Origin of the sequence: Bradyrhizobium sp. CCBAU 51627 (genome assembly GCF_028128765.1) — a bacterium.
GTDB lineage: Bacteria > Pseudomonadota > Alphaproteobacteria > Rhizobiales > Xanthobacteraceae > Bradyrhizobium.
Genome location: NZ_LBJG01000024.1, coordinates 332,091 through 349,449 on the forward strand (window position 1 = coordinate 332,091; position 17,359 = coordinate 349,449).

Sequence of the window (17,359 nt, forward strand, 5' to 3'; positions counted from 1 at the left end):
TGGGCTCCCTCTCCCGCTTGGGGGAGAGGGCTGGGCAGAGGGTTCAGGGACAATCTCCAAGAGGAGGAAGCCCTCACCCGCGCCTTCTCTACTTCGCCAGTCTGTGCACGGCCTCATCGACGCTGTGAAAGACGTGCTCCCTCGGCAGGGCATCGAACAGGCGGAAACGCTCGAACGCGTCCTGCGCGCGCACCGATTCCAGCCGCGCCAGCGCGATCGTGACGCCCTGGGCGTTGCATACCTTGAAGATGTCGAGCAGGATCTGCGCGGCGGTGAAGTCGATCTCGACCATGCCGCTCGCTTCCAGCACCAACAGTTGCGGCGCTGTCGTGCCGAGCACTTTCGCCACGTCGCTCCGGAAGCTCGGCGCATTGAGAAAGGACAGCGGCGCCTGAAGCCCGATCACGGCAACGCCCTTGATGCGCTCTCCGGTCATATGCGGATGCGCCGGCCACCAGATCGTGGTGCCCGGCACGCGCTCGAATTCGACCAGTCGTGCGCGCGTCGTGCTCCAGATGCCGTGCAGCAGCGAAAGCACGATACCGAGGAACGCACCCTGCTGGATTGGCAGCACGATGATCAGCGCGGCGGTGGCCAGGATCAGAAGAAACTCGCTGAACGACTGGCGATAGATCGTGACGATCTGCCTGGTGCGGATGATCCGGAGCGCCACGAACAGCAGAATGCCGCCGAGTGCCGCGTCCGGCACATGGCGCAACAATCCCGTTCCGAAGGCGAGCAGCGCCAGCACGATCACCGCCGCCGCTAGGCCTGCGAGCTGCGATTGCCCGCCGGTCTCGGCGACGATGCCCGTGCGCGGTGGGCTGGCGTTGACCGGAAATGCGCCAAACAGGCCTGATAGAACACTGCCGGCGCCGGCGCCGAGGAAGTCGCGGTCGACATCGGCGGGCTTGTCGGGATCGGTCGGAAACGACCGCGTGGTGGCCGCGGTTTGCACCATCACGACCACGGTGACCACGAAGGCGAGCGGCACCAGCCGCACCCAGAACTCCGGCGCAAGCGCAGGCAACGTCGGCCGCGGCAGCGTGCCTGGTACGCTGCCGACGACGTTGACGCCCTTGCTCTCGAGGCCAAGTGCGATCGTTGCCAGCGTTGCGGCAACAAGCCCGATCAGCGCGCCGGGAATCTTGGCGCTGACCTTCTCGGAGATGAAGACCACCGCGAGCACGCCGAAGCCGATGCAGAACGTGACGGGATTGGTGCGGCCGATCTCGGTTGCAAGCACGCCGATGCGATCGAGTGTCGGGCCGTCAGGCGAGTCCAACCCCAGCACACCTGGTAATTGCGACACGATGATGTGGACGGAGATGCCGGCGAGGAAGCCGACCATCACTGGCATCGACAAGAGGTTCGCGATGCCGCCGAGCCGAAACGCGCCGCCCGCCAGCATCATGGCGCCGACCATCAAGGCCAGCGCGATCGCGAGTCCCTGATATTCAGGTGAGCCCGTGGCGGCGAGCGCCGCTAGGCCGCCGGCAAAGATCGGTGTGATGGTGGAATCGGCGCCGCAGGACAGGAAGCGGTTGCCGCCGAGCAGCGCAAAGCCGAGCGAGCCCGCCATGAAGGCGAAGAATCCGATCTGCGGCGGAAAGCCGCCGAGCCGCGCCGTCGCCATCTGCTCGGGGATCGCGATCGCTGCCAGCGTCAGCCCCGCCATCAGATCGCCGGCCAGGGAAAAGGACGCAAGCGATTGGAACAGCGGCCATGCAGGCTTGGCGTCGGCGTCGTGCGGCATCGAGGTCCTCGGACAGGTGCGTCAAACGACGACACTACAGCATTTCCGGACTAGAAGACGGCAGACGCGATTTCTCCACATCCTCCGTCATTGCGAGCGGAGCGAAGCAATCCAGGATACCTCCGAGGCAAGACTCTGGAACGCTTCGCTTCGCTCGCAATGACGGACCAAAAATGCGTGCTCCTGTTAGGCGCCTCAGTACCGGCCGCGCTCATTGCGATAATCGCCGCCGCGACCTCCGCTGCCCATTCCCATGCCAATTCCAATCCCGATGCCGATGCCTTGCATGACGGCACCGGGCGGCGGCCCTGGTGGCGGCGCGTGCTCGACGACGATTTCGTCAGGCGGCGGCGGCCGGCGCCTCGGCGGCGTGTCGGCCACCTAGCGCTTTGGCGTCGTGTCGTCGACGCGCTTCTTGATCACAGGCGCAACCGTTGGATTGATCGGCGTCGCCGGCGGCGTCGGTGTCGAGCAGGGACAGGTCGGCGCCATGGCGACGGCGACCGGGACCGCGGCGGCGGCAACCGGCAGGGCGTAATTGCGGTTCTGCACCCGAAGCAGCAGTCGCCGCGCGGTTGCGGCGAGATCGCTGTTGCCCCAGTTCGCGAGATAGGTCTCGAAGGAGGCGCGGGTGTTGATCGCCACCGCCCGGTCCCACGCCAGCATCTGGCGACGCCGCTCCAGCACGGTGCGCAGGCGCGGCGTGTATGAGGCCTGTCCGTAGAGCTCGATATAGGCCTGATAGGCTTCCACGGTGTCGTCGGCGATCACGAGATCATAGGCCGCCCTGGCGTCCTTGCCCTGCAAATCCTTGCGCCAGTCCGCGACGCTGCGCGTCGCGCTGGCGAGCGCCATCGCATTTGCGGTCGGCGCAGGCGGCTGGCGGCCGCCGTCGCCGAAGAACTTGAAGTCGGTCGTCAGCGACGAGCTTTCCCACGGAATCTGCCGTCCGTCGGTCGATTGCGCCACCGCGATGCGGATGCGTTTGAAGACCTCTTCGATCGGGATGTTCGGTTGCTTGGCGACGGTCAGTGCCGCCGTCGTGTAGGGACTGTCGGCGCCGGAGCCGTCCTCGGCCTCGGCACCGGGTGAGGTCGAATACGAAATGAAGGACCCGGGCGCGCCAGCCTTGGTGTCGACAATGGCAAGCCCATGGCCGGCGCCTGACAGCGCCGGGAAAGGATTGTTGCGGCAGGCATCGAGCATGAAGATGCGCGCGCGCGTCGGCAATGCGCCGAGCGTGTTGAGCAGATCGTTCAGCCGCACACCCTGAAGCGGAATGTCGGCCTCGCGCTTGGGATCGAGATCGACAGGCACCAGATAGTTCTCGCCGTCGATTTGCAGGCCGTGGCCGGCATAGAACACCAGCGCGACGGTGTCGGCGCCGCTGGCGCTGACCTTGTCGGCGAAATCCGAGATCGCCTGGCGCATCTCGATCTGCGCGAGGTTCGGCGCCGCCGTGACGGTGAAGCCGGCATTGCCGAGCAGCTCGGCCATGCCTTTGGCGTCATTGGCGGCGTTGGGCAGCTCCGGCACCGTGCGATAGGCGGACTGGCCGATCACCAGCGCAAGCCGCGCTTCGGCCGCAGCCTCCGTCGGCGTCATCAACTGGGTGAGGGCAAAGAGGCCGGAGGCAAGAATTAAATTGCAAAGGGGTGGACGGCGCATGGTGTCACCTCCATCGGCAATGGCGCGAGGATGTCACGTTTTCTAGTGGTCCGCCACGGCTCCGTCTGTGCGCTAGCTCACGGACGCGCGTGCGGCAAAATGGGGCAGAGCCTCTGCCGGGGCCAGCGCATCATAGTCCGCGATCCCATGGAGGATCTGGCGCGAAACGCGCGGCAAGGAAATCGATGAAGGCGCGCACCTTGGCCGGCGGACGACGATCGGGCAGGTAGACCGCGTGCACGGCGGAGGACTGCATCTCCGGCTGGTCGAGCGGCAGCGCGACCAGGGTGCCGGCACGCAGATCGTCGGCGATGATGAAGGTCGGCTGCCGGGCGAGGCCAAGGCCGGCCAGCGTCGCCGCGCGCAGCGCGTCGCCATTGTTGGCGCGCAGGTTTCCCGACACCTGGACGCGAATTTCTCCATCCGCGCCGAACAGCCATTCCGCCGCGCTCGCCTGCTGCGAAAGCGTGTAGCCCAGACAATTATGCGCGGCGAGGTCGGCCACGCTGCGCGGCGTGCCGTGCTTCGCCAGATATGACGGCGCGGCGCAGACGACCAGGCGGTTCGGCGCGAGCTTGCGCGCCACCATGCTGGAGTCGCGCAGCTTGCCGATGCGGATCGCGAGGTCCCAGCCTTCCTCGGCGAGATCGACGAGGCGGTCATTGAGGCCGAGCTCGAGCGTGACTTCAGGGTGGTGCTCCGAGAATTCGGCAATCAGTGGAGCGATCTGCCGCGTGCCGAACACCACGGGCACGTTGACCCGCAACAATCCGCGCGGTTCGACGCGCTCGCGCGCGACCGCGGCATCCGCCGTCTCCATGTCGGCAAGGATCCGCTCGGAGGATTCCAGATAGAGGCGGCCGGCCTCGGTGATCGACAGCCGCCGCGTGGTGCGGTGGAACAGCTTGACGCCGAGCCGTGCCTCTAGCGACGCCACATGCTTGGTGACCATGGTCTGCGACAGCCCCATCGCCCGTGCTGCGCCGGAGAGGCTGCCATTCGCTGCCACCTTGGCAAAGACTTCCAGGCTGGTCAGCCGGTCGAGCATTTATTTCACTCCAATGGTGTGAGGTATATTTCCAAAATAGCTTATTATCATTCTAATGAGAATAGATCATGGATGTCGCCAACAACGGAGACACCGATGATCGATTCCCGTACCGCCCCATACGCCGCATTGGTGCTGCGTGTGACCTTGGGCGTGCTGTTCCTGGCCCATGCGAGCCTGAAACTGTTCGTTTTCACCCCCGCCGGCACTGCAAAGTTCTTCGGCAGCCTCGGCTTCCCGCCGGAGCTCGCCTATCTCGTCATGACAGTGGAAGTTCTCAGCGGCATCGCCCTGATCCTTGGCATCTGGACCCGCTATGCGGCACTGGCCGGCATTCCGGTCCTGCTCGGCGCGATCTTCACGGTGCATGGCGCGGCGGGCTTCTTCTTCACCAACCCGAAGGGCGGCTGGGAATTTCCCGCGTTCTGGGCCATCGCGCTGGTCGCGCAGGCGCTGCTTGGCGATGGCGCCTTTGCACTCCGGCCCTCGCGCGACGTCGAGGCAGCGAGCGGACAGCTGAGCGTCGCGCCGTCGCGCTGATTGCATCAATCGTTTGAAATGAGAGAGCTGCGGGATTCCGGTCCCGCAGCTTTTTGCTGCGCATCCATCAATATGCGTTCGGCATTGATCCATACCTGAATTGGATCGATCTGCACCGATCTCGCATGGCCGGCTTTGTCGTTGCCGCGCGGCATGGTCGAAAACACCGGCAAACACAGGCGTTGCGTTGCAATCTCTGCCGGCGCGCCTGCCGCTCCTGCGCTCGCATGGCTCCGGCTGCAAGCCTTGCCTGCCCCGTCGCTTTGGCCATACAGTTCGCGCAACAGGCCGTGGCGACGACTGCGGCTGCAAACAAGAATATTGGGAGAGAACCATGACCCTCGTGCCCGTCAGCCGTCGCACGTTCCTGAAGTCGTCGACCGCAGTGACCGCCGGTCTCGTCCTCTCGCCCGCCATCATCGGCCGTGCCGAAGCCGCAACACTGAAGCTGAAATGCTCCTCCTCGCTGCCGAACGATCCCAAATTCGCCAACGGCCGCGTTTATTACGACAACCTCGTCAAGAATTTGAAGGGCAACGGACTCGGTGAGCAGGTCGAGGTCGCCTTCTTTCCGGATAACCAGCTCGGCCAGGAAATCGACGTCATCAATTAGGTGAAGCTCGGCGTCATCGACCTCATGGTCTCGGGCTCGTCGATCTCGGCCAATCTGGTGCCGCTGGTCGGCACCTACGATCTCGGCTTCCTGTTCTCGAGCTTCCCGCAGCAGACCAAGGCGTTCGACGCCGGCGCTGCCAAGCCGATCGAGGACGCGCTGCTCAAGGGCAGCAACATCCGCATCATCGCCTGGGCCTATAATTTCGGCTCGCGCAGCGTGCTTGCGAGGAAGCCGGTGAAGACGCCGGAGGACCTCGCCGGCCTCAAGATCAGGACGCTGCCGAACCCCGTCATCACCGAATGCCTGCGCCTGATGGGCGCCGCCGCGACGCCGCTGGCGTTCGGCGAAATCTACACGGCGCTGCAGGCCGGCGTGCTCGACGGGCTCGAACACGATCCGCCGACGATCCTCGCCAGCAAGTTCTACGAGAGGCAAAATTCTACGCGCTGACGCAGCACAATTTCTCGCCGCTCGCGATCTATTTCAGCGACACGACCTTCAACCGGATGGATCCGAAGAAGGCTTCCTCGACGCTGCCAAGAAGGCCGCGGCCGACACGCGGACCCACGGCCTCGCGGTCGAGAAGGAGGCGTTGGCAGCGCTCACCGAGAAGGGCGTGACGGTCGCCGAATGCGACCGCGAGGCGTTCAAGAAGCGCGTGGCGCCGCAGACCGAGAACTTCATCAAGGCGCGGCCGGAATCCAAGGCGGTCATCGACATCATTCGCTCGACGCAAGCCTGAGATGGCCAAGACCGAGATGGCGATGACCGGCGCCTTGTCCCTCCCGGGCGGCCGTCACGGCAGCATCGCGCTATTGCTTCGCCTGAGCGACGCGATCGCAGCCATCTTGCTGGCTGCCGATCTCGCGGTCGTCTGCGGCTCGGTGCTGCTGCGCTTCTTCTTCAATGCGCCGGTCGAATGGTCGGACGACGTCGCGCGCGGATTGATGGTCGGCTCGGCCTTCTTCGGCGCGGCGAGCGCGCTCGCGCGCGGCGAGAATGTCGGGGTGTCCTTCATCCGCGATCTGCTGCCGCAGCAGCTGCGAACGCTGGTCGATGCAGCAAGTGCGGAGCTCGTCGTGCTGATCTCGGGCTACGTCGCCTACAACGCGATCAAGCTGGGCACGCTGACATCAGGACAGACCACCGGCTCGGGCCTGCCGCTGGAGCTCACCTTCTATCCGATGGGCATCGGCGCACTGTTCATGACGGTGTTCGCGATCGATCATCTCTGCGCGCGCCCGCTGCCGGAGATCGTCCGAGGCCTCGTTGCAGTCGCCGTCGTCAGCGGCCTCTACCTCGCCTGGGACTATCTGTCGCCGTCCTCGGCGCCGTCGGCGGGCGTGCTGATGTTGATCGGCTTCTTCGCGACGTTGTTCGGCGGCTTGCCGATCGGCTTCGCGCTGGCGCTGGCGGCGCTGATCTTCATCTGGGTCGAGGGCGCGCTGCCGGGCGTCATCTTCGCCCAGCAGATGGCGCGCGGCATCGACAATTTCGTGCTGCTCGCAATCCCGTTCTTCATCCTCGTCGGCTACCTCATGGAAGCCAACGGCATGTCGATGCGCCTGATCGAGCTGCTGCAGCGTGCGGTCGGGCGCATGCGCGGTGGCCTGAACGTCGTCATGGTGGCCTCGATGGTGCTGTTCTCCGGCATATCAGGCTCGAAGATGGCCGATGTTGCCGCGGTTGGCTCCGTGCTGATTCCGGCCGCGCGCCGCTCGAGGCAGAATCCGGGCGGCGCCGTCGCGCTGCTCGCGGCGTCCGCGGTGATGGCGGAGACCATTCCACCCTGCATCAACCTGATCATCCTGGGGTTCGTCGCGAACCTGTCGATCGGCGGCCTGTTCGTCGCGGGCCTCTTGCCGGCGGTGCTGATGGCGGCGGTCCTGATCGCCTTCTCCATCATCTTCGGCAAGAAGCCGGCGAATCACGAGGAGGTCGAGCCGCAGGTGGCGGTGTCCGGCCTGTGGAGCGGCGCGATCGCCTCGTTCGGCCTGATCTTCATGATCTTCTTCGGCTTCAAGAGCGGCTTTGCCACGGCGACCGAAATATCGGCCTTCGCGGTCGCCTATGCGCTCGGGGTCGGCAGCGTCGTGTTCCGCGAGCTCAGCCTCAGATCGGCGGCGCATAGTTTCGTGCAGGCGGCGACGCGCGCGGGTCTCGTGCTGTTCATCGTCGCCGCCGCGCAATCCTTGGCGTTCACGCTGACCTTGCAGCAGGTGCCGCATGCGGTCGGCGATCTCATGCTTTCATTGTCCAAGACCTCGGGCGTCTGGCTGTTCATCCTGCTCGCGATCGCCGTGCTGATCGTGATGGGCTCGGTGCTGGAAGGCGCAGCCGCGCTCATCATTTTCGGACCGCTGCTGCTGCCGGTCGCGGTGCAGCTCGGAATCGACCCCCTGCATTTCGGCGTCGTCCTAGTGATCGCGATGGGCATCGGCCTGTTTGCGCCGCCGCTGGGACTCGGGCTCTACGGCGCCTGCCTGATCGGCAACGTGCCGATCGAGCAGACGGTGAAACCGATCCTGGGCTATCTCGGCCTGCTATTCCTTTGCCTGCTCGTCATCGCCTTCGTGCCCTGGCTCTCGACGGTGCTGCCGCGCGCGTTCGGCTATTGAAGGAGTGCTGCCGTGAAAGTCCTGCTCGCCCACACGCCGGAGATGCGCCGCAACTATTACGGCGATCGCAGCCTGAATGGCCTGTGCGCGATTGCTGACGTGATCCTGCACGAGGGCGACCAGGCGCTCGATGCCGCAGGCCTCGTGACTGCGGCAGAGGATGCCGACATCATCGTCGCCGATCGCATGACCGAAGGCCGTGGCGAGATCTTCGCGCGGCTGCCGCGCCTGCGTGCCCTCGTTCGCTGCGCCGTCGATATCCGTAACGTCGATGTCGAGGCGGCCTCGCAAGCCGGCGTGCTGGTGACCCGCGCCGGTCCCGGTTTCGTCCAGGCAGTGGCCGAGCTCGCCGTCGGATTCATGGTCGATTTGTCGCGCGGCGTGTCGCGGACGACGGCGGATTATCAGGCCGGCCGCAAGCCGGAGGCGCGGATGGGCCGCCAGCTCGCCGGCAGCACCATCGGCATCATCGGCTATGGCAGCATCGGGCGTTACCTCGCCGAGATCGCCAAGGTGATGCGCATGAAGGTGTTGGTCGCCGATCCCTTCGCTGATGTTACCGACAGCGCGATCCGGCAGGTCGGTCTCGATGAGCTGCTCGCGGCCTCCGACTACGTCGTCTGCCTCGCCGTCGCCAACGAGCAGACCGAAAAGCTGATCGGAGAGGCGGCCCTGGCGCGCATGCAGACGCATGCCGTCTTCATCAATCTCTCGCGCGGCAATCTCGTCGACGAGGCCGCGCTGGCGCAAGCTCTCTTGGAGAATCGCATCGCCGGTGCGGCCATGGATGTCGGCCGCGCGCCCGACCAGATGCCGACGCCGGAGCTGGCGAAGCTGTCGAACGTCGTCGCAACGCCTCATGTCGGCGGATTGACGCCGCAGGCGATCGAGGATCAGTCGCTGGAAACCGTGCGGCAGGTCGGGGCGATCATCAAAGGCGAGGTCCCGCAGGGTGCCGTCAACGCCGAGCGCTGGACGCGACGCCCTTGAACGGCCGCTACAGCCGGTCCACCGCCCTGAACGTCCCGTCCTTCTGGATCACCGTCAGAAACACCTTTGGCGGCGAGCCGAGAGCGCGTGCGCCGACGGTGACGAGGCTGCCGCTGATTTCGAAGCGACCGGTCGCGTTGATAATGTCCAGCAGGCCGGCGCGCGTCGGATTCGGTCCGGCTTTCTCCAGCGCCGCAGCCACGAGCCGGCCGGAGATGTAGCCTTCGAGCGACACGAAATCGGGTGCCCGCGTGGGATCGAGCGCGGTCTGTGCCGCCTGGTAATCGGCGACGAGCTTGATCGAACGATCCCAGGGAAACGGCACGACCTGGGAGACAATGACGCCGTCGCCTTCGGGGCCGAGCTCGCGGGCAAGCGCGGTGGCGCCGACGAAGGAGATGTTGACGAAGGTGGGATAGACGCCGCTGCGGTGCGCGAGCTTGATGAACTCGGCGCTCGGGCCGTAGGTGCCGACCATGACGATGGCCTCGGGCTCGGCGCGCTTGATGGTGTGCCAAGCCGCACTGACCGCACGGGTGTTGCGTTCGAAGGTGCCTTCTGCGGCAAGTTCGAGCCCGCGCTTGGCAAGTGCGCTCTTCACGCCGGCAAGGCCGTCGCGGCCGAAGGAGTCGTCCTGGTAGAAGATGCCGATCCGGGTGAAGTGACGATCCTCGGTGAGATGCTTGATGAGGGTCTCCGTCTCGGCGCTGTAGCTGGCGCGAATGTTTACCACATTCGAGAGTTCGAGGTCGCGCAGGAATTCGGCGCCACTGAACGGTCCGATGAAGGGGATGTTGCGAGCGCTTGTCATGGGGATGGTCGCGATCGCGGTCGGGGTCCCCACGGCGCCGATCAACGCGAAGACCTTGTCGTCCTCGATGAGCTTCAGCGTTTGCGCCACCGAGCGGTCGGGATCGTAGCCGTCGTCGCGGCTGATGAGCTGGAGCTTGCGACCGTGGACGCCGCCCCTGGCATTGATCTCGGTGAACGCCGCGACGATGCCGTGCCGCATGCGTTGTCCGAGCACGGAAGAGGGGCCCTCGAGCGCCGCGGCCTGGCCGAACAGGATTGCGCCCTCGCTGACGCCGATCTCGTCGCCGCGTGCCGTCAGCGTTGCCATCGCCAGCAAGGCGGCGACAAGTGCGACGCCTATCGCTGTGCGCGATCGTTTCATCAAAGAGCTCACCGGATGCAGGAGTAGTTGCGGCAACGATAGGTCCGCAGGCTGAACAGGCCGCTAACCGGCGCCGAGAGAGTGCTCCGTATGACTCCGGGTGAAAGCGGCAATCGGCCACCAGATTGCGGCAACGCGAAGGTCAATCGTTAACTACATCTCGCGATGCGGGACGGGCCGGTTCCAAAGTTGTACGGTTTTTAACTCCAATCCTTGTCCGATAGTCGCCTCGGTGGCTCAACCCTAAGTTCGGCCGCCGCGCCGAGGGGACGAGCGGAATTATGGGCGATCGCGATCAGAACGATCCGGGCAGAAGGCGTATGGCCGGACGCTGGCGCGTTGCGGCGCTGCTCGGCCTGTATCGCCCTGCGCTGGTCGCGGCTGCCGTCGGATTGCTGTTCTCGCTCGCAGGCGCCGCGGCGGTGGCGCGCTGGGAAGACCGCGTCAACAGGATCGAGTTCGAGAATGCGGCCGAAACGCAATCCATCGTCATGCAGAACGGCATGAACGAATATATCAGCCGGCTCGTGGCGCTGCGGACCCTGTTCGAATCGTCCAACGAGGGCGTCACGCGCAGCGAGTTCGAGATGTTCAGCGGCCGGCTGTTCGAGCGTTATCCCGGCTTGCTGCGCGTCGGCTGGCTGCCGCGGATCACCCGCAAGGAGCGCGCTGAATACGAGGCTGCGGCGATTGCCGACGGCGTGTCCGGCTATCGCATCAAGGCGCTGGATGGCAACGGCTTCGTTACCGCGCCGCAACGGGAGGAATATTTCCCCGTCTTCTATTCAACGCAGCCGAAGACATCGCCCGTTTACGGCATGGATTATATGAGCGTACCGGACCGCAAGGCGGTGCTCGAACGTGCTCGCGACAATGACAACATCGCCGCCATCCGCACCGAGCTCTATGCCCGGAACGAAGATAGCAAGTTGCCGAACGTGCTCGTGATCGTACCCGTCTACGCCAAGGGCACCTCGCGTGACACCATCGTGGATCGCCGCCGCAACATCACGGGCTTCGTTGTCGGCATCTTCGACCTGCCTCTGTTGATGCAGGCCATTCGCGTCAGGACCGGGGCGAGTCCCGCCGTCAGCGTGAACGTCTATCAGCCCTACAATTCGCGTACCATCAGCCTGGAAGACATGCTGCCCGACTACGCCTCCGCAACGGCCGCGCCGCAATCGGTAAGCGATGTTGCGCGCGGCCGGCACTGGTCGGGCAACCTCGGGATAGGCGACACCGATTGGCAGGTGCGGGCGGTTCCTACCGCCGGCGGCCCGCTGGAGACGAGTTATGACCGCGCAGGCGCCGTGCTGACCGTCGGCATGCTGCTGACGCTGTCGCTTTCGACCTATTTGATGCTTGCAAGCCGCAATTCGCGGCGCCTGTCGCTGGCCAACCGGCGCGTGCTCGAGCTGGCACAGACCGACGTCCTCACGGGTTTGCCGAACCGCGCATTCTTCCTCGCCCGGCTCGACGAGATCAACAGCCAGCTGAAGGACGGTGGCTGGACCTTCTCGATCCTGATGCTCGATCTCGATCGTTTCAAGAACGTCAACGACTCGCTCGGCCATGGTGCCGGCGATGCGCTGCTGCGACTGGTGGCGCAGCGGCTGAAATCCGCCCTGCGCGCCACCGATGTGCTGGCGCGGCTCGGCGGTGACGAATTCGCCGTCATCCAGGAAGGCTGCGATGACCAGCGCGCCTCTTCGACCGAGCTGGCGGCGCGGATCGCCAAGCTGGTCGCCGAGCCGTTTCTGCTGCCGGGACATCGCGTCGAGATCGGCACCAGCATCGGCATTGCGATCGCGCCGGATCACGGCAGCGACCAGGAGCAATTGCTGAAGAAGGCCGACCTTGCGCTCTACCGGTCGAAATCGGCCGGCCGCAACTGCTTTACCATCTATGACGAGGCGATGTCGGCCGAGCTCGAGGCGCGCAATACGCTGGAGGGGGATCTGCGCGATGCTATCGCGCGCTGTCAGCTCGAGGTGCACTACCAGCCCTTCATGGATGCCGGCACCGGGGTGCGGCGCGGCTTCGAGGCGCTGGTGCGCTGGCGCCACCCGGTGCGCGGGCTGATCCCGCCGGATCAGTTCATCGCGCTCGCCGAGGAGACCGGGCTGATCGTGCCGCTCGGTGAATTCGTGCTGCGCCGCGCCTGCGCGGATGCGGAGAACTGGCCGTCCGACCTGATGGTCGCGGTGAACCTGTCGCCGATCCAGTTCAAGGAAGCCGACCTGTTCGATGTCATCTGCAGCGCCTTGCGCGATTCCGGCCTGTCGCCGCATCGGCTCGAGATCGAGATCACCGAATCCGTCCTGCTGGAGCGCGGCACCGAAAACCACGCCTTCATGAAGCGGTTGAAGAGCATCGGCATCGAGCTTGCGCTCGACGATTTTGGCACCGGCTACTCCTCGCTCAGCTATCTCACCGCGTTCCCGTTCGACAAGATCAAGATCGACAAATCCTTCATCCGCAACCTCACGCACCAGCCGCGCTCTTCCGCCATCATCTCCTCGATCGTGACGCTGGCGCGCGGGCTCGACATGTCGGTCACCGCCGAGGGCGTCGAGACATCGGAGGAGTTCGAGCGGCTGAAGGCGCTCGGCGTCAACTTTGCGCAAGGCTATCTGTTCGGCCGCCCGCTGCCGATCGACCGGATCGAACTCGATGGGTCCGCCGATGGCTCCCGGCGCGACGCGGCCTGAGCGCGCGCCTCGATGGGCCGCGACGTAGCTGTCTGCCACGCTCAGCTGCCATTCGTGAAAACGGCTTGACCCGTGTTCCCCGAGATGGTCCGAAGGATCGTCCAGGGATGAAACACAAAAATGCGGCTTCCGTTCTTCTACGGCTGGGTCGTGGTTGTCGTGACGTTCGTCACCATGGCCATCGGCGTCAACGCGCGCACCGCCTTCTCGCTGTTCTTTCCGCCGATCCTCTCCGAATTCGGCTGGGAGCGCGGCGTCACCGCGGGCGCCTTCTCCTTCGGCTTCGTTGCCTCGGGCATCGCCAGTCCGCTGATCGGACGGCTGATGGATCGCGCAGGCCCGCGCGCGGTGATGGAGCTCGGCGTCGCGCTGATGGCCGGCGGGCTGCTGCTCGCGCCGCTCACCAGCCGGCCCTGGCATCTCTATCTGACGCTCGGCGTCATGGTCGGCGCCGGCTCCGTGTGCCTCGGCTATTCCGGCCAGTCGCTGTTCCTGCCGAACTGGTTTATCCGCAAGCGCGGCTTTGCCATCGGTATCGCCTTTGCCGGCGTCGGCATCGGTTCGATGACGCTGCTGCCATGGGTGCAGCACGTGATCGAGCAGACCGGCTGGCGCACCGCCTGCACCGCGATGGGCCTGATGATCCTGATCGTGCTGGCGCCGATCAACCTGCTCCTCCACAAACGTCCCCAAGACATTGGCCTTCGGCCGGACGGCGACGCTGCGCCGGCCGCCGGCGCCGCGAAGCCGCTCTCCAACATCGTCGATCCAGCCTGGGCCAGCACCGATTGGACGCTCGCACGGGCGGTTGCGACGGCCCGGTTCTGGTGGATCGCATTTGGCTATTTCTGCGGCCTGTACATCTGGTACGCGGTGCAGGTGCATCAGACCAAGTTCCTGCTCGACATCGGCTTCAGCCCGAGCATTGCGGTCTGGGCGCTCGGCGCTGTCAGCCTGCTCGGCATTCCCGGCCAGATCTTGCTCGGCCACGTCTCCGACCGGATCGGCCGGGAATGGGTCTGGGCAATTAGCTGCGCCGGATTTGCAGTCTGCTTTTCCGCGCTGATCGCGCTGAAATATCAGCACTCGCTCTGGCTGGTCTGGCTGATGGTGTTCACGCAAGGTGCGCTCGGCTACGGCCTCACCTCGATCATGGGGGCGGTGGTGTTCGAGATATTCCAGGGCCGACATCAGGGCAGCATCTTCGGCATGATCATGCTGGCGGCGCTCGCGGGCGGTGCCGCCGGTCCCTGGTTGACGGGCCTGCTCTACGATCGCGCCGGCGACTACACGCTCGCCTTTGCCATCGCCATTCTTGTGAGCCTGCTCTCGGCGCTGTCGGTCTGGCGCGCCTCGCCCGGCAAGGTACGGACGGTGGCCGGCCGGCTGCACAGGCTTCGCGCGACAAATTAGGTTCCTTCTGCAACGGCTTACCCTCGCGCCTTTCAAAGAATGTTAAGCATGTCGCGGCTTGGCGGAACCCACGCCAGTCGTAAGAACGTCTTGGACACCATCGAAGCGCTAGCTTTGGAGCCGATTGCCTGATCTTCCCGATGCTGCCGGGTCCAACGATGTCTGCCTCCGACGCCTCAGTGACCGATATGCCGGACGTATTGCGCGCGGTGCTCGAATGCGCCAATGACGGCATCGTCATCGTCGATGACGCGCATCGCATCACCCATTTCAACGCCGGCGCGGAGCGGATCTGGAAGCTCGCGCGCGCCGACGTGCTAGGTCGCGACGCTGCAATTCTCACCCTCAAATGCCTTCAGGCCGATCCGGTCGCGGATTTTCGCGACGAGATCAGCCTGATGCGACGCGACGGTAGCCGGATCAAGGCACGGATTGCGCTGTCGTCGACGACCATCGATGGGGCGACCCACCACATCGTGTTCGCGCGCGACGTCACCGCCGATGCCGAACGCCGCGTCAGGATCGGGCTGCTCAACGCTGTCTCCGACCAGACCAACCGCGCGGTCATCATCACCGATGTCGAACAGAACATCGTCTACGTCAATTCGGCCTTCACGGGGCTGTTCGGCTACAGCAGCGGCGAGGCCGAAGGTCGCCGCGCCGGCGGGCTCATCGCCGGCTGCCATACCGATCGCAAGTCCGTTGCGAGGCTCATCAAGCGTTTGATACATGATGGCCAGCGCGGCGAGGCCGAGGTGCTGGTCTACGACAAGTCCGGCGAGGAGATTTGGGTCTGCGCCCGGATCGATGCCTTCCGCGACAAGAAGGGCCGGGTCAGGCATATCTTCGCGCTGCTCGAGGACATCACCGAGACCAAGCAGCTGCGCTCGCTCCAGCAACTGATCATGGGTGCGCTCGCCGATGAGTTGCCGATCACGGAAATCGCCGACAGGCTGTGCCGCCACGTCGAGGAGATCGCGCCCGACGTGGTCTGTTCGCTGCTGCATGTCGATGCCGCCGGCCTGATCCATCCGCTCGGGGGGCCAAGCCTGCCCGACGATTATTCCCGGGCGCTGGAAGGCATCGCTATCGGCCCCGATGTCGGCTCCTGCGGCACAGCCGCCTTCTATGGCGAGCCGGTGCTGGCGACCGATCTCGATACCGATCCACGCTGGCAGCCCTACAAGGCCATGCCGCTTGCGGTCGGCCTGCGCGCCTGCTGGTCGACCCCGGTCAAGGCCAAGGACGGCCGGGTCATCGCCACCTTCGCCTTCTACTACCGGGAGCCACGCGCCCCGAGCAACTGGCACCGGCGTATCGTCGAGGCCTGCGTCGCCCTCGGAGCTTTCGCGATCGAGCGCAAGGAGGCGCGCGCCGAGATCGCGCGGCTCGCCTATCACGACATCCTCACCGGCTGTCGAACCGCGCGCAGTTGCGGCACCTGATCACGACCGCGATCGATGCTTGTCCGACTGGCGGCCATGTCGCGCTGGCTTTCCTCGACGTCGATCATTTCAAGGATGTCAACGACACGCTCGGCCACGCCGCCGGCGACGAGCTCCTGGTCCAGCTCGCGCAGCGCCTGCGCGAGCAGATCGGGCCCGAGGACATGCTGGGCCGGCTCGGCGGCGACGAATTCGTCGTCCTGCTGCCGCATCGGAACGCGCAAGATGCCGAGCGCGTCGCGGCCGGCATCACCGAGGCGCTGGCCGTGCCGCTACGGCTCGGATCGAAGCTGATGCCGATGTCGGCCAGCATCGGCATCAGCCTTTATCCCGACCATGCCACCGACATCGATACGCTGATGCAGCAGGCCGACGCCGCCATGTACATGGCCAAGCAGGCGGGCCGGTCGACGCATTGCATGTTCAGCGTCGAGATGAACGGGCTTGCCGAGCAGCGGCTGGCGATGATCGCGGCACTGCGCCGCGCCATCGCCGACAACGCACTGAGCCTGTTCTATCAGCCGCAGATCCGCAGCTGCGATGGCGCCATCCACGGCGTCGAGGCGCTGGCGCGTTGGCACGATGCTGCCCTCGGCGACGTCTCGCCGGCCAAGTTCATTCCGCTCGCCGAGGAGTGCGGCCTGATCGAGCAGATCGGGCTGTGGTCGGTACGCGAGGCCTGTCGGCAGATGGCGACCTGGCGCCGCGCGGGCCTCAATATTCCCAGCGTGTCGGTGAATTTGTCGCCGCTCAATTTCCGCAATGTTGCGCTGGCCGCGCGGCTCAAGGACGTCCTCACCGAATGCGCGCTGCCGCCGCACGTGCTGATGCTCGAGATCACCGAAGGCACGTTCATGCAGGACGGTGCTGCCGCGCTGGAGACGATGCATGCGATCCGCGAGCTCGGCGTCGGGCTTTCGGTCGATGATTTCGGCACCGGCTACTCAAGCCTCAGCCGCCTCGCGCATCTGCCGATCCGCGAGCTGAAGATCGACCGCAGTTTCATGCGCGATATTGACAGGAATGCCGGGGCGCTCACGATCGCCACCGCCGTGGTGCGCGTCGGCCAGGGCCTCGGGCTGACCGTCGTCGCCGAGGGGGTCGAGACCGAAAGCCAGCGCAAGATGCTGGCCGAGCTCGGCTGCGACGTCGTGCAGGGCTTCCTCTACGCTCCCGCGCTCGCGCCTGTCGCCTTCGAGCGCTGGCTGATCGAACATTGCGCCGAGCAGGCGAAGGCAATGCTGGGGCGGCTCGATCTCAACCCGGCCGGCGTAGCTGCCGTGAAGCGCTCGGCCTAGCGCGCGGATTCCAAAATGACACCGGCGACCGCAAGATCGCCGGTATATTCGTTCAGGTCTCTGCGCCCGGCACGGGGCCATC

Annotated in this window: 9 protein-coding genes and 3 pseudogenes; 7 read left to right on the forward strand and 5 right to left on the reverse strand. The window is 65.4% G+C overall.

The window, feature by feature from the left end; all coding sequences use genetic code 11:
• Positions 1-88 precede the first annotated feature (88 nt).
• The 3 genes and pseudogenes from XH88_RS16530 to XH88_RS16540 form a co-directional block, all read right to left on the reverse strand.
• Positions 89-1,756 carry a SulP family inorganic anion transporter gene (locus XH88_RS16530; RefSeq protein WP_271669358.1) on the reverse strand — a complete coding sequence of 556 codons (1,668 nt, stop codon included), beginning with the start codon at positions 1,754-1,756 and terminating at the stop codon, positions 89-91.
• 195 nt (positions 1,757-1,951) lie between these two features.
• A pseudogene (locus tag XH88_RS16535) lies at positions 1,952-3,424 on the reverse strand (caspase family protein).
• Between the two features lie 130 nt (positions 3,425-3,554).
• Entirely contained in the window at positions 3,555-4,472 is a 918-nt protein-coding gene (locus XH88_RS16540) for a LysR family transcriptional regulator (RefSeq protein ID WP_271669359.1), read from the reverse strand.
• Positions 4,473-4,568: 96 nt separating this feature from the next.
• Between XH88_RS16540 and XH88_RS16545 the strand changes: the two genes are divergently transcribed.
• Positions 4,569-5,012, forward strand: coding sequence for a DoxX family protein (locus tag XH88_RS16545; RefSeq protein ID WP_271669360.1), 444 nt, complete (start codon positions 4,569-4,571; stop codon positions 5,010-5,012).
• 5 nt (positions 5,013-5,017) lie between these two features.
• Here the strand turns inward: XH88_RS16545 and XH88_RS16550 are convergent, their stop codons facing one another.
• Positions 5,018-5,296: a hypothetical protein gene (locus tag XH88_RS16550; RefSeq protein WP_271669361.1), complete on the reverse strand. Its 279-nt coding sequence runs from the start codon at positions 5,294-5,296 to the stop codon at positions 5,018-5,020.
• 50 nt (positions 5,297-5,346) lie between these two features.
• On the opposite strand from XH88_RS16550, the pseudogene dctP reads away from it, so the two are divergent.
• The 3 genes and pseudogenes from dctP (at position 5,347) to XH88_RS16575 (ending at position 9,236) form a co-directional block, all read left to right on the forward strand.
• Positions 5,347-6,370 (forward strand): annotated as a pseudogene (gene dctP / locus XH88_RS39065) (TRAP transporter substrate-binding protein DctP).
• Positions 6,371-6,392: 22 nt separating this feature from the next.
• The gene (locus XH88_RS16570) at positions 6,393-8,246 is read left to right on the forward strand and encodes a TRAP transporter large permease (protein WP_271670364.1); all 1,854 of its coding nucleotides are present in this window, start codon (positions 6,393-6,395) and stop codon (positions 8,244-8,246) included.
• A gap of 12 nt (positions 8,247-8,258) precedes the next feature.
• The gene (locus tag XH88_RS16575; RefSeq protein ID WP_271669365.1) at positions 8,259-9,236 is read left to right on the forward strand and encodes an NAD(P)-dependent oxidoreductase; all 978 of its coding nucleotides are present in this window, start codon (positions 8,259-8,261) and stop codon (positions 9,234-9,236) included.
• Between the two features lie 7 nt (positions 9,237-9,243).
• Here XH88_RS16575 and XH88_RS16580 read toward each other — a convergent pair whose 3' ends face one another.
• Positions 9,244-10,410, reverse strand: a complete 1,167-nt coding sequence (locus XH88_RS16580) for an ABC transporter substrate-binding protein (RefSeq protein ID WP_271669366.1) — start codon at positions 10,408-10,410, stop codon at positions 9,244-9,246.
• A 281-nt stretch (positions 10,411-10,691) separates the two neighbouring features.
• Between XH88_RS16580 and XH88_RS16585 the strand changes: the two genes are divergently transcribed.
• The 3 genes and pseudogenes from XH88_RS16585 (at position 10,692) to XH88_RS16595 (ending at position 17,277) form a co-directional block, all read left to right on the forward strand.
• On the forward strand, positions 10,692-13,121 hold the full coding sequence (locus tag XH88_RS16585; RefSeq protein WP_271669367.1) for a bifunctional diguanylate cyclase/phosphodiesterase: 2,430 nt from the start codon (positions 10,692-10,694) through the stop codon (positions 13,119-13,121).
• Between the two features lie 120 nt (positions 13,122-13,241).
• Positions 13,242-14,534 (forward strand): MFS transporter, encoded by a 1,293-nt coding sequence (locus XH88_RS16590; protein ID WP_271669368.1) that lies wholly within the window; start codon positions 13,242-13,244, stop codon positions 14,532-14,534.
• Between the two features lie 158 nt (positions 14,535-14,692).
• A pseudogene (locus tag XH88_RS16595) lies at positions 14,693-17,277 on the forward strand (EAL domain-containing protein).
• Positions 17,278-17,359: the final 82 nt, after the last annotated feature.